Raw genomic sequence first — 12,621 nt, 5'->3', positions numbered from 1 at the left:
AAAAAATTTTTATGCCTAAATTAAAAACAAAATCAGGATCAAAAAAAAGATTTAAAAAAACGGCTAATGGATATATTAAAAGAAAACATGCATTTAAAAATCATCTATTAACTAAAAAATCTAAAAAAAGGAAAAGGCGTCTTTCTTTATTAACTTTGTTAAATAAATCCGATCAAAAAAATATTAAAATACAAATTTAGAAAATTATGCCTCGATCTACAAATGCGGTTTCTTCCAGACAGAAACGTAAGAAAATACTAAAATTAGCAAAAGGTTTTTATGGTTCCAGAAGCAAAGTTTATACGGTAGCTAAAACAGCTGTAGAAAAATCTTTTGTTTATGCTTTTTCAGGAAGAAAAATGAAAAAAAGAAATTTTAGATCTCTTTGGATTCAACGTATTAATGCGGGAATACGTCAGTATGGAAAATCTTATTCTGAGTTTATGAACAAATTATCCAAAAAAAAAATTAAAATCAATAGAAAAACTCTTTCATATATATCTATGAACGATCCTAATATTTTCAAAAAAATAGTAGAGGATATTTACTATAAATAAATTTTTTCGGATAATTTACTCAATTTTTTTTCTATTATTTTCTTCTTTTTGGAAGGAAAATAATCTATAAAAAGTTTTCCTTCAATATGATCATATTCGTGTAAAACCACTCTTGCACATATTCCTGTTAAGTTTTTTTTTTGTTTTTTCCAATTTTGATCATAATATTCGATTTTAACATGAGATTTTCTTTTAATAAAACCCATAATTCCAGGAATACTAAGGCATCCTTCATTAAATTTATATTCTTTTCCATGAATCTTTAATATTTTAGCATTAATAAAGACTTCTTTATAATTTCTTATGTTTTGTCCCTTATTTAAATAATAAGGAGTCTCTACTATAAAAAGTCGAATAGAGTTTCCAACCTGAGGAGCGGCTAATCCTATACCTTTTACTTTATGTATTGTTTCAAACATATTTCGAATTAATTGATTAATTTCTTCTTTTCTATTAAAAGAAGAAAAATCTACGTCCAAACATTTTTTTCTTAAAATAGGATTTCCATAAAAAACTATAGGTAAAACCATATACCATAAATTAATTAATAGTAATTTTTTTTTCTTTTTTTGTAAGATATGACTGTAAAATTAGAGTAGCACTAATTTGATTTAAAATTATTTTTTTTCTCCTTTTTTTTTTTTTCAAACCTAATTTTATCATAGTATCAAAAGCTATTTTAGAAGTAAAACGTTCATCCAATCTTTTTAGAATGATTTTAGGATATTTCATGCGAAATTTATTTAAAAATTTCTGAATCTCTGTTTCTATTAAAACTTCTTTTTGATTATTTAATTTTTTGGGTAATCCTACAACAATCTTTTCTATTTTTTCATAATCTAAGAAAGATTCTAAAAAATTCATCAAATTTTTAGTGAGAACAGAATTTAATCCAAATGCAAATATTTTTTTTTCATCTGTAATAGATAATCCAGTAATAATTTTTCCATAATCCATTCCTAATATTTTTGACATTTTCAAATATAAAATATATACTTGTGATCTTATTTTATTTTTGCTATTTTTGTTTGATTTTTTTACCAACCAATATAAAAGAAATGAATCTATTAAAATTAGATATAGAAAAAGCTTGGAATATGAAAAAGAAATGGACTACTGATGAAAATATAAAAGATGTAGTTTTTCAAGTTATTGAACATTTAGAAAAAGGTTCAATTAGAGTATCGAATTATTTAAATAATAAATGGATAGTTAATGAATGGATTAAAAAAGCTATTATCATGTATTTTTCTGTTCAAAAAATGAATACAATAAAACTAGGTCCATTAGAATTTTATGATAAAATACCTATTAAAAATAAATTTAGAGAAAAAGGAATTCGTGTAGTTCCTCATGCTATAACACGTTATGGTTCATATATTTCTCCTGGAGTTATTCTTATGCCTTCTTATGTAAATATAGGGGCATATATAGGAAAAGATACTATGATAGATACATGGGCTACAGTAGGAAGTTGTGCTCAAATAGGAGAACGAGTTCATATAAGTGGAGGAGTAGGAATAGGGGGTGTTTTGGAACCTTTACAGGCCCATCCAGTTATTATTGAAGATAATGTTTTTATTGGATCACGATGTATTTTAGTAGAAGGGGTTTTAATAAAAAAAGGATCTGTTTTAGGAGCAAATGTCGTTCTCACTGCTTCTACTAAAATTTTTGATGTTACTAATGAAAAACCTATTGAAATAAAAGGAATAGTGCCAAAATATTCTGTTGTTATACCTGGATCTTATCCAAAAAAATTTCCTTCAGGAACATATCATGTTCCATGTGCTATGATTATAGGAAAAAGAAAAGAAAGTACAGATAAAAAAACCTCTTTAAATGATGCTTTGAGAACTCATAATTTAAAAATTTAAATGTCTTTTTACGTGGAAATAGAAAAAAGCGTAGATATTTTAAAAAAAGGAAAAAACTTATTGTATCCTACAGATACTGTATGGGGATTGGGATGTGATGCTTTTAATATAAAAGCTATAAAAAGGATATGTGAAATCAAGAATAGAAGTATTTCTAAATCTATGATTCTTTTGGTAGAAAACATGGATCGTTTGCATCAATTAGTAGGAAATATACCTTCTTTTACTAAAAAGATAATTTTAGAAAATTTTGTTAAAAAAGAAAAACCTATTACTATAATATACGAAAATACTAATAAAATAGCGTCTAATTTTTTTAGAAAAGATAGAACTTTAGCTATTCGTTTGACACATGATCCATTTTGTATTTGCTTAATACGAAAATTGGATAAACCTATAACTTCTACTTCTGCCAATTTATCTGGATTTGTTACTCCTAGATCTTTTTCAGAAATTAGTCCTTTCATTTTAAAAAAAACAGATTATGTTGTAAATTTCCGTAGAGAAGAAAAAGCAAACTATAATAGTTCTTCTATTATAAAAATAATATCTAATCAAGTAAAAATATTACGAGACTGATATGAATTTATCATCTATTTTTCATCAAAAAATATTTCGTATTGTAAGTATTTCTTCTCAAAGAATAAAACAAAAAAGTTATGTAATAGGAGGTTATGTTCGAGATCTTTTGATAGGAAAAATGGAATCAAAAGATTTGGATATTTTAACTATTGGAGAAGGGATTAGATTAGCTAAAGAAGTTTCTAAAACTTTAATACCTTCTCCAAAAATTAGAATATTTAAACGTTTTGGAACAGCTATGTTAGAATACAATAATCAAAGAATTGAATTTGTAGGATCAAGAAAAGAATCTTATTCTTTTTCTAGTAGAAATCCGATTATTAAGTTAGGATCATTGCAAGATGATCAAAATAGAAGAGATTTTACAATTAATGCTTTAGCTATTAGTTTAAACCGTAACAACTATGGAGAACTGATTGATCCATTTGGAGGTTTATCAGATTTAAAAAAAAAAATATTAAGAACTCCATTAGATGCAAATATAACTTATTCTGATGATCCACTAAGAATGATGCGAGCTATACGGTTTGCTAGTCAATTACAATTTGAAATTGAAAAAAATTCATTTCAATCAATTCAAAAAAATAAAAATAGAATCTCTATTGTTTCTATAGAAAGAATTGTAGAGGAATTTAACAAAATTTTACTATCTGAAAAACCTTCTGTAGGATTACTTTTATTATATAAATCTGGATTATTATCAATAATATTACCGGAATTAACTTTGTTGAAAGGAATAGAAGAAAAAAATGGATATAAACACAAAGATAACTTTTATCATACTTTACAAGTAGTAGATAATATTAGTAAAGAAAAAAATAATTCTATTTGGTTAAGATGGGTTGCGTTATTTCATGATATAGGAAAAACTTTTACAAAAAAATTTATCCCTGAAATAGGATGGTCTTTCCATGCTCATGAATTTGTGGGAGCTAAGATGATTCCAAGTATATTCCAACGTTTAAAACTTCCAAAAAGTTCTTCTATGAAATATATCCAAAAAATGATTCAATTTAGCTATAGGCCTATTGCATTAATAGGAAATAACACCAATGATTCTGCTATCCGTAGATTGTTATTTGATGTAGGAAACGATTTAGAAGATTTAATGAAATTATGTATTGCTGATATTACCACTAATAATGTAGAAAGAAAAAATAAATATAAAAAAAATATTTATATTTTGATGGAAAGAATTAGAAAATTAGAAGAAAAAGATAGAATCCAAAATTGGAAATCTCCTATATCAGGAAATGATATAATGAAGGTTTTTCAAATTGATCCATGTAAAAAAATAGGAATCATAAAAGATTTTATTAAAGACGCTATTTTAGAAGGAAAAATATCAAATAATTTTCGTTCGGCTTATTTTATTATGTTAAAAAAAGGAAAAGAATTAGGATTGAAAAAAAAATAAATATGTTGTTTTCTAATATTAATGGAAAAAATAAAAAAAAAATCGTATTATTTCCTCATAATAATCCAGATGGAGATGCTTTAGGATCTTCTCTAGCTCTTTTTTTTTATCTTAGAAAGTTAAAACATGATGTAGATTTAATATCTCCAACAGAATATTCTGAGTTTTTTCAATGGCTTCCAGGAATTGATAAAATTTTGATTTTTTCTGAAAAGACCAAATATTTAGTAAAGAAAAAAATTATAAATGCCGATTATATTTTTTTTATAGATTTTAATAATTTTTCAAGAATTAATAATATAAGCGATCTTTTTTCGTATTCGAAAGCAAAAAAAGTATTAATTGATCATCATCCTTTTCCATTTTATTTTGATTTTATGTTTTCAGATCCTACAGTAGCAGCAACTAGTATTTTAGTTTTTCGATTCATTTCTGATATGAATAATTTAGATAAAATAGATAAAAACATAGCTACATGTTTATATGTAGGATTGATGACTGATACAGGTTATTTCCGTTTTCCTTCTATTACTTCAGAAACTCATTTTATTGCAGGAAAATTAATAGAAAAAGGAATTGACATAAATTTCATTTATCATCATTTACAAGAAAAATATAATGAAAATAGATTGATACTTTTATCTAAAGCTTTGAATAATTTGAAAATTATTAAAAAATATAGAACAGCTTATACAAGCATAAAAACCTCGGATATTAATTTTTATTCATATAAACAAGGAGATACAGAAGGTATCATTACTTATGGATTAGGCATTAAAAATATTGTTTTTTCCGTTTTATTTTTTGAAGAAAAAAAAAAATTTCCTATCAAAATTTCCTTTCGTTCAAAAGGAAATTTTGATGTGAATATGTTTGCTAGAAAACATTTTGGAGGAGGGGGGCATAAAAATGCAGCAGGAGGAACATCTGAAAGGAGTTTATCTGAATCTATAAAATATTTTTTGAAAACTATCCATAATTATTATATTCATCTTCTTACATCTTCCATTTAATATTACATCCGTAACTTGATTTTACTATTGGAGATAACATTTTTTTTCCTTTTAAAATATTGTTTAAGATATTTCTCACATCATAACCTGTAACAGGAACCTTATTCCCAGGTCTAGAATCATCCAATTGTCCATGGTAACATAAATTTCCATTCCCGAAAAAGATAAAAAATTCAGGAGTACATTTTGCATTATAATATTTAGCAACTTCTTGTGTTTCATCAAAAAAATAAGGAAAAGGATAATTTAATTGATTATGTACTTTTTTCATATTTTCTGGAGAATCTTCTGGATATTTTATTTTATCATTAGAATTAATAGCTAAAAATGAAATCATTTTTGGAATAAAATCATTAGCTAAACGAATTAATTCTGTATTAATATGCTTAACATACGGACAGTGATTACAAATGAACATAATTACAGTTGCTTGATTCGAAAAAAAGTCTTTTAAAAATTTCTTTTTTCCCGAAGAAACTTCTAATAATTCAAAATCTTGAAATTGAATTTTAGTTTCATTAGAAGAATAAGTTTGTACCATAATCTATAATTTTTTATTATAACAAAAAACAAAAGATTTTTTCTTTTCCTCTTCAGCTAATTCCGCATCTATTAATATTCTTCCACTATGTTCATCTACTAATAATTTATTACGTTGTACTAGTTCAGAATATTTTTGAGGAGTAATTGCTAGATAAGAACCTAATGGAGCTCCTCTTTGAACTGGAGCAATAGCTATTCCATTTTTTACTCTATTTCTAATTCTTTGATAAATTTTTAATAAATTATTGTCTACTTTTTTAGAAAAACATAAAGATTGTTTTAATAGAATTTTTTCTTCTTTTTCATTTTCTACAAGAATATTATTTAATTCTTTTTTTTTGTGAAAAAGGTGTTCTTTTTTGTTTTTTAATATTTCTTTTTTACTTTCTATAATTTCATATTTTTTATGGATTTGAATATTCAATTCCTTTATTTTTTTTTTAGATAATTGGATTTCTAATTTTTGATAATCAACTTCTTTATCTAAAGAATATAATTCTTTATGATTTTTGATATGATATTTTTGTTTTTCATATTTACTAATCAACGCTTCTGACGATTTAATATTTTTGTTTTGTTTATTTATATCTTCTTTTATAGAAAGAATTTCTTCATGAAAAGATTCTAATTTTTTTTGTATTTTTTCCAGTTCTTCTTCTAAACTTTCTAGTTCCACAGGAATATTTATACGGAATTTTTGTATTTCATCTATACGAGAATCTATCAATTGAAGGTTATATAATACTCTCAATTTATCTACTACAGTAATTGTTTCTTGTATTTTATTATGTTTATTCATAATTAATAAAAATATTTAACTGGATTAGTATAAACTTCCGATTCAAAAACAGAAATCGAAGTAAAATTTTGATCTAAAAAAGATTTCAGTAATTTTTTAATAAATTTTTCAGATTCGTAATGCCCTATATCCACAATTAATATTTTTTTTTCATATTTAAAAAAATCATGGTATTTCAAATCAGAGGATATAAAAACATCCGCTTTTTCTTTCATAGCAAATTCAATTCCAAAACGCCCCGATCCTGTAATCATAGCGATTTTTTGAATCCTTTTTTCTATAAAATTAGAATGCCGAATACAAGGGATGTTCATTCTTTTTTTTATAAAAAAAAGAAAATCATATTCATTCATATTTTCTACAAGGTTTCCTATAAAACCTATCCCTATATGAGAATTAGTATTTTCAATATTATAAATTTCGTAAGCAACTTCTTCGTAAGGATGATTTTGAAACAATGCTTTTTTTATTATATCTAATTTAAAATCAGGAAATAAAACACCAATACAAGTTTCTTTTTCTATATGAAAAACTTCTTTTTTTCCAAAAAAAGGTTTAGTTTTTTTATTTCCCATATAACTTCCATACCCATCAAAATTATAACTACAATGACTATAATCAGAAACGTTTCCAGCTCCTGCATCAAATAAAGCATTTCTTACTTTTTCAGCGTAATCAACTGGGACATATGTTATTAATTTTTTTATGGTTTTTTTTCTTGGAATAAGAACTTTTTCTCTGTTAATTTGTAATAATTTGGATATATAAGAAGAAGATCCTTCCCATATTACATCTAAATTTGTATGAATTACATAAATAGATATATCATTTTTTAATGCATGAATTACGACTCTCTCTGAAAATGTTTTTCCAGTTATATTTTTAATAGATTTGAAAATGACAGGATGAAAAGAAATAATTAAATCACATTTTTTTTTTATAGATTCATAAAGAACCTCTTCAGTAAGATCTAAAGTAATCAATATACTTCTTACTTCTTTATAAAATGATCCTACTATCAATCCAACGTTGTCATAAGAATCTGCATATTCTAGAGGAGCTATATTTTCTAACATATAAGCTATGTCTCTAACAAACACTTTCATATAAATATTTTAACAAATTTATCAAAAAAAAATTGATTTTTATATTTTTATAAAATTTTATATATAATAAAATTCAAAACAAAAAATATGAATATTTTTCAAAAAAAACCAAAATGGATAAAAGTAAAATTACCAATGAGTAAAAATTATCATGAATTGCAAAAATTAGTTTCAGTACATAAACTGAATACTATTTGTCAAAGTGGAAGTTGTCCTAACATAGGAGAATGTTGGGATAGAGGGGTTGCTACTTTCATGATATTAGGTAATATTTGTACAAGATCGTGTAGATTTTGTGGAGTAAAAACAGGACGTCCTAATAAAATAGATTGGAAAGAACCAGAAAAAGTAGCAAAATCTATAAAAATTTTAAAAGTAAAACATGCAGTATTAACTTCTGTAAACAGAGATGATTTACGGGATATGGGAGCTTCTATGTGGATTCAAACTATACAAAAAATACGATATTTTAATCCAAACATTACAATAGAAACTTTAATTCCAGATTTTAAAGGAGAGAAAAAAATAATAGATAAAATAATTGATATTAAACCAGAAGTAGTTTCTCATAACCTGGAAACAATTTCTAGATTAACAAAAAAAATTCGCATTCAAGCTCAATATAATCGTAGTCTCGAAGTTTTACAATATATAAAAGAAAAAAATAAAAATATACGTACAAAAACAGGAATCATGTTGGGATTAGGAGAAACAGAAGAAGAAATCATAGAAACGATGAAAGATATTAGAAAATCTAAAGTAGATATCATGACAATGGGTCAATATTTACAACCTTCTTTAAAACATTATCCTGTTCGTTTTTTTATTGTTCCAGAACAATTTCAAAAATTAAAAACAATTGGATTAAAAATGGGATTTAAATATGTAGAAAGTGGACCATTAGTTAGATCTTCTTATCATGCGGAAAAACATGTAAAATAAATTAAGAATTTTTTCCTTCTTTTCCGAAAAGATATTTACATTTTTTTTCATTCCACATTTTTTTTTCACATAGAAGATTTTTTATATAAGATGATACAGATTTATTATTTCCAAATTTTGAAAATAAAAAGAGTTGTTCAATGGAACGAGTAGTAGCTACATATAATAAATTAATATTATCAAATTTAATGTTTGATAAATAATCTTCATAAAAGTTTCGGATATTATTATCATGTTTTATATATTTAAAATAAGGTTCTATTTTTTCTAAAAAAATAGAATTTAATCCATTATATAAATGAGGATTTACATCGATCCATACTTTTTCTTTTTTTTTAGGGAAAATATTCCAATCAGCGAAGGGAATAAGTACTATAGGAAATTGCAATCCTTTAGACTTATGAATAGTCATAATACGAATGGCGTTAATATGATCAGAAACTACAATACTTTCTTTTTCTTTTTGAGTTTCCCAATAATCTAAAAAATCTGGAATAGAATTTCCAACCTTTTTCATAGATCTATAAATAAAATCTAAAAAGGAATAAATGTATGTAGAATTTTGATTATTTAATAAACCAAAAGATTCAATAATTTTTTCTGATATATTGTATATTGATTTGTTATATAATTTCTTTAATGTTAATGAATTTTCTTTCAAAAAAATTTTCTTTAAGAATGAGTCTAGAGGTAAAAAAAGTATTTTCACAATAAAATCATGATCATCTTTTTTAATTCGAATAATTTTATTTTTTAATAATAAAAAAATTAAAAGAACTCTTTTTTGATAACAATAGGGAGAAGAAATAATGTAAAAAAAATTTATGATAATTTGAATTTCAAAATGATTTTTTATTAATAAGGAAACAGAAGTATTTACAACAAAACCACTTTCTACTAATTTTTCAGACAAAAAATAACCTTCTTCATTGTTTCTAACTAAAATTGCAATATCAGATAATGCATATTTTTGTTTCAATAATTTTTCTATTCTATTTTTTATTTTTGAATAAATATGTTCCTTGTAATTTTTAGAATCATGAATAAAATTTATTTCTACATATCCACCATATTTTTTATATATTTTTTGTTTATAATTTTTATATATATTTTGATAAATAGTAGAATGAAATATTTTAGATATAGATTGATAAAGTGAATTATTAAATTTTACAATTTCTTCATAGCTACGAAAATTTTTTTCTATAATTTTTATATCTTTTTTATAATTACTTGATTTAGAATTAATTAAATTTAAAAATTGTTTAGAATCCCCCCCCCTCCATCTATATATAGATTGTTTTGGATCTCCTACTATCATGGCTGATCCATTTTCAGACAATGCATTTTCAACTAATATTTTAATATTTTGCCATTGTAAAAATGAAATATCTTGAAATTCATCAATGAAATAATGTTTATATTGTACTCCTATTTTTTCATATATTTTTGGAAATGATCCTTCAATAATTCTTTCATAAAGAATTTTATTTAATTCTGTATTTAAAATAATATTTTCTTCATTTTTCATCTTGTGAAATTCTTTTTCAATTTCATGTATTATTGATAATATGCTTATGTTTTTTAAAAAAAGTTTATCCAAAAGATAATTGGATATATTTTTTTTATATATAAATTTTGTTTTTTCATATAAAAGAGATATTATTTTTTTATTTTTTTCTATTAGTATTTTTTGATTGTTATCAGAAAAAAATTTGGAGTAAAATATTCCTTTTTGAATATATCCTTCAATTCGTTTATGGAATGGATTGGAAAATATATTTCCATTTTTTAAATTTTGAAAAAGTCTTGGTAAATCTAAATGAATGAATGAATGTTTTTGAATGGAACTTCTTTCTAAAATTTGAAAAAAACTTTTTCCTATTTTTTTACATTTTTTTTCAAATTTTTCAGTTCTTTTAAATACAGTATTTTTTAATTGTAAAAAATGTTCTAAAGGATAATTTTTCATTTTTTTTATAGGAAAAAAATTATTCTCTTCAACGATTACATGAGCTATTTTAAATAATTCCTTTTTCAAATCCCAATTTTTTCCTTTTTTTAGATTTTCTAAAGAAGATTGAATTAAAACATTTGACCATTTTTCAGAATTTTTTAATCTGTATAAGATATTTTCTACAATTTTCAATAGAAATCTATCTGTATTCATTTCTAAATCTATTTTTTTTTCTGAAAAAAAAGATCTTATAATATTATAAGTAAACTTATCTATCGTACTTATATTTTTAGAAAAAGAATAAAAATCATGTATTATAGAAAATAATATTCTTTCTGAACGTTGATATAATTGATGTTTTGTTAATTTTAACTTTTTTGTGATATAATCAAATAAAAAACAATATTCTTTTTTAACTTTTTTATTTGAAAATTCTTTTATGCACTGTAAAATGCGATTTTTCATTTCTTCAGAGGCTTTTTTAGTAAAAGTTAAAGCTAAAACTCTTTTATATTCGTCAGGAAAAGGGCTTTTTAACAAAACATAAAGATAATTTATGACTAAAAAAGTAGTTTTTCCAGAACCAGCTGAAGCGTTGTATATTTTTAAAGTAGATGGTAAAACTAGCATATTGATTTTTATAAAATTAATATAAATTTTTTCTTGTATTTTTCAGTTTTTATATATCTATAATAATATAAAAAATACTTTTTTTTACATTTGTTAATCCTTTTAAATAAAATCTAATATACATGTCTAAAAAATTTCCTTTTGGAGTAGCTACTGGTAATCTTGTTAAAGAAATATTCGAATACGCTAAAGAAAACAGGTTTTCTATTCCTGCTGTAAACGTTATTGGATCTAATACTATGAATGCAGTTATGGAGACCGCTGCAGAAGTAAATTCTCCTGTTATTATTCAATTATCTAATGGTGGAGCCATTTTTAATGCTGGAAAAGGTTTAAATAATAAAAAACAAAAAGCAGCAATTCAAGGCTCAATTGTCTCTGCTATGCATATTCATGAATTAGCCTCATGTTATCAAACAACGGTTATTCTTCATACTGATCATTGTTCTAAATCTATTCTTCCATGGATAGATGGTTTAATAGAAGCCAATGAAAAATATTATAAACGTTTTGGAAAAACTTTATTTAGCTCACATATGTTAGATCTTTCTCAAGAATCTTTAAAAGAAAATATTCACATTTGTGAACAGTACTTTGATAGAATGAATAAAAGTCAAATGACTCTTGAAATAGAACTTGGGGTAACAGGAGGAGAAGAAGATGGAGTAGATAATTCTGATATAGAAAACAATAAACTTTATACTCAACCAAAAGAGGTTGCTTATGCATACGAAAGATTAATAAAAATCAGTAATAATTTCATTGTAGCGGCTTCTTTTGGAAATGTACATGGAGTTTATAGACCTGGAAATGTCAGACTTCGTCCCGAAATTTTGAAAAATACACAGGAATACATACATGAAAAATTTCATACTCAAACTAAAAAACCAGTGTCTTTAGTTTTTCATGGTGGATCAGGTTCTACAGAAAAGGAAATACAAGAAGCTATTAATTATGGAGTTATAAAAATGAATGTAGATACTGATTTGCAATATGCTTTTACTTGTGGAACTCGAAATTATATGAATAAAAATAAAGAATATTTAAAAAAACAAATAGGAAATCCAAAAGGAAAACATATTCCTAATAAAAAATATTATGACCCTAGAACATGGTTAAGAGAAGGTGAAAAATATTTTAAAATGGAATTAAAAAGATATTTTAAATTTATGAATAATATTAATACTTTGTAAAAATA

The 12,621-nt window shown here is 23.8% G+C and carries 14 protein-coding genes; 8 read left to right on the top strand and 6 right to left on the bottom strand.

Annotated features, from left to right (window positions below):
• Positions 1-11: 11 nt before the first annotated feature.
• Together rpmI and rplT are read left to right on the top strand one after the other, a co-directional pair.
• Complete coding sequence (gene rpmI, locus STAT_RS00900) at positions 12-200, top strand: 50S ribosomal protein L35 (protein ID WP_119305405.1); 189 nt, start codon at positions 12-14, stop codon at positions 198-200.
• Positions 201-206: 6 nt separating this feature from the next.
• Positions 207-557 (top strand): 50S ribosomal protein L20, encoded by a 351-nt coding sequence (gene rplT / locus STAT_RS00895; protein ID WP_119305404.1) that lies wholly within the window; start codon positions 207-209, stop codon positions 555-557.
• On the opposite strand, the gene def is transcribed toward rplT, so the two are convergent.
• Together def and ruvX are read right to left on the bottom strand one after the other, a co-directional pair.
• Positions 548-1,087, bottom strand: coding sequence for a peptide deformylase (gene def / locus STAT_RS00890; protein WP_119305403.1), 540 nt, complete (start codon positions 1,085-1,087; stop codon positions 548-550). The two genes, rplT and def, sit on opposite strands and share 10 nt — an antisense overlap.
• A 10-nt stretch (positions 1,088-1,097) precedes the next feature.
• Positions 1,098-1,532, bottom strand: a complete 435-nt coding sequence (gene ruvX, locus STAT_RS00885) for a Holliday junction resolvase RuvX (RefSeq protein ID WP_119305402.1) — start codon at positions 1,530-1,532, stop codon at positions 1,098-1,100.
• A gap of 83 nt (positions 1,533-1,615) precedes the next feature.
• Here ruvX and STAT_RS00880 point away from each other — a divergent pair, with 83 nt between their 5' ends.
• Genes STAT_RS00880 through STAT_RS00865 form a run of 4 tightly spaced genes read left to right on the top strand, consistent with a single transcriptional unit; the run spans position 1,616 to position 5,446 of the window.
• Positions 1,616-2,434, top strand: coding sequence for a 2,3,4,5-tetrahydropyridine-2,6-dicarboxylate N-succinyltransferase (locus tag STAT_RS00880; protein WP_172548534.1), 819 nt, complete (start codon positions 1,616-1,618; stop codon positions 2,432-2,434).
• Entirely contained in the window at positions 2,435-3,013 is a 579-nt protein-coding gene (locus STAT_RS00875; protein ID WP_119305401.1) for an L-threonylcarbamoyladenylate synthase, read from the top strand.
• A gap of 1 nt (position 3,014) precedes the next feature.
• Positions 3,015-4,433, top strand: a complete 1,419-nt coding sequence (locus STAT_RS00870; RefSeq protein ID WP_119305400.1) for a CCA tRNA nucleotidyltransferase — start codon at positions 3,015-3,017, stop codon at positions 4,431-4,433.
• 2 nt (positions 4,434-4,435) lie between these two features.
• Positions 4,436-5,446, top strand: a complete 1,011-nt coding sequence (locus tag STAT_RS00865) for a DHH family phosphoesterase (protein ID WP_119305399.1) — start codon at positions 4,436-4,438, stop codon at positions 5,444-5,446.
• On the opposite strand, the gene STAT_RS00860 is transcribed toward STAT_RS00865, so the two are convergent.
• From STAT_RS00860 to STAT_RS00850, 3 genes are read right to left on the bottom strand one after another with little or no spacing between them, the layout of a single operon-like run.
• A complete protein-coding gene (locus tag STAT_RS00860) occupies positions 5,430-5,987 on the bottom strand; it encodes a thioredoxin family protein (RefSeq protein ID WP_119305398.1) in 558 nt (185 codons plus the stop codon). The two genes, STAT_RS00865 and STAT_RS00860, sit on opposite strands and share 17 nt — an antisense overlap.
• 3 nt (positions 5,988-5,990) lie before the next feature.
• Entirely contained in the window at positions 5,991-6,788 is a 798-nt protein-coding gene (locus tag STAT_RS00855; protein WP_119305397.1) for a zinc ribbon domain-containing protein, read from the bottom strand.
• A gap of 2 nt (positions 6,789-6,790) precedes the next feature.
• Positions 6,791-7,894 carry a Nif3-like dinuclear metal center hexameric protein gene (locus STAT_RS00850; protein ID WP_119305396.1) on the bottom strand — a complete coding sequence of 368 codons (1,104 nt, stop codon included), beginning with the start codon at positions 7,892-7,894 and terminating at the stop codon, positions 6,791-6,793.
• 87 nt (positions 7,895-7,981) lie between these two features.
• Here STAT_RS00850 and lipA point away from each other — a divergent pair, with 87 nt between their 5' ends.
• Positions 7,982-8,836 carry a lipoyl synthase gene (gene lipA / locus STAT_RS00845; RefSeq protein WP_119305395.1) on the top strand — a complete coding sequence of 285 codons (855 nt, stop codon included), beginning with the start codon at positions 7,982-7,984 and terminating at the stop codon, positions 8,834-8,836.
• A gap of 1 nt (position 8,837) precedes the next feature.
• On the opposite strand, the gene STAT_RS00840 is transcribed toward lipA, so the two are convergent.
• Positions 8,838-11,423 (bottom strand): UvrD-helicase domain-containing protein, encoded by a 2,586-nt coding sequence (locus tag STAT_RS00840; protein WP_119305394.1) that lies wholly within the window; start codon positions 11,421-11,423, stop codon positions 8,838-8,840.
• A 122-nt stretch (positions 11,424-11,545) separates the two neighbouring features.
• On the opposite strand from STAT_RS00840, the gene fbaA reads away from it, so the two are divergent.
• A complete protein-coding gene (gene fbaA, locus STAT_RS00835; RefSeq protein ID WP_119305393.1) occupies positions 11,546-12,616 on the top strand; it encodes a class II fructose-bisphosphate aldolase in 1,071 nt (356 codons plus the stop codon).
• Positions 12,617-12,621 lie beyond the last annotated feature (5 nt).

Origin of the sequence: Blattabacterium cuenoti STAT (assembly GCF_003573915.1) — a bacterium.
Taxonomy (GTDB): domain Bacteria; phylum Bacteroidota; class Bacteroidia; order Flavobacteriales; family Blattabacteriaceae; genus Blattabacterium; species Blattabacterium cuenoti_A.
Note: the sequence above shows the minus strand (reverse complement) of the source record. Positions and strands in the feature narration are given on the sequence as shown.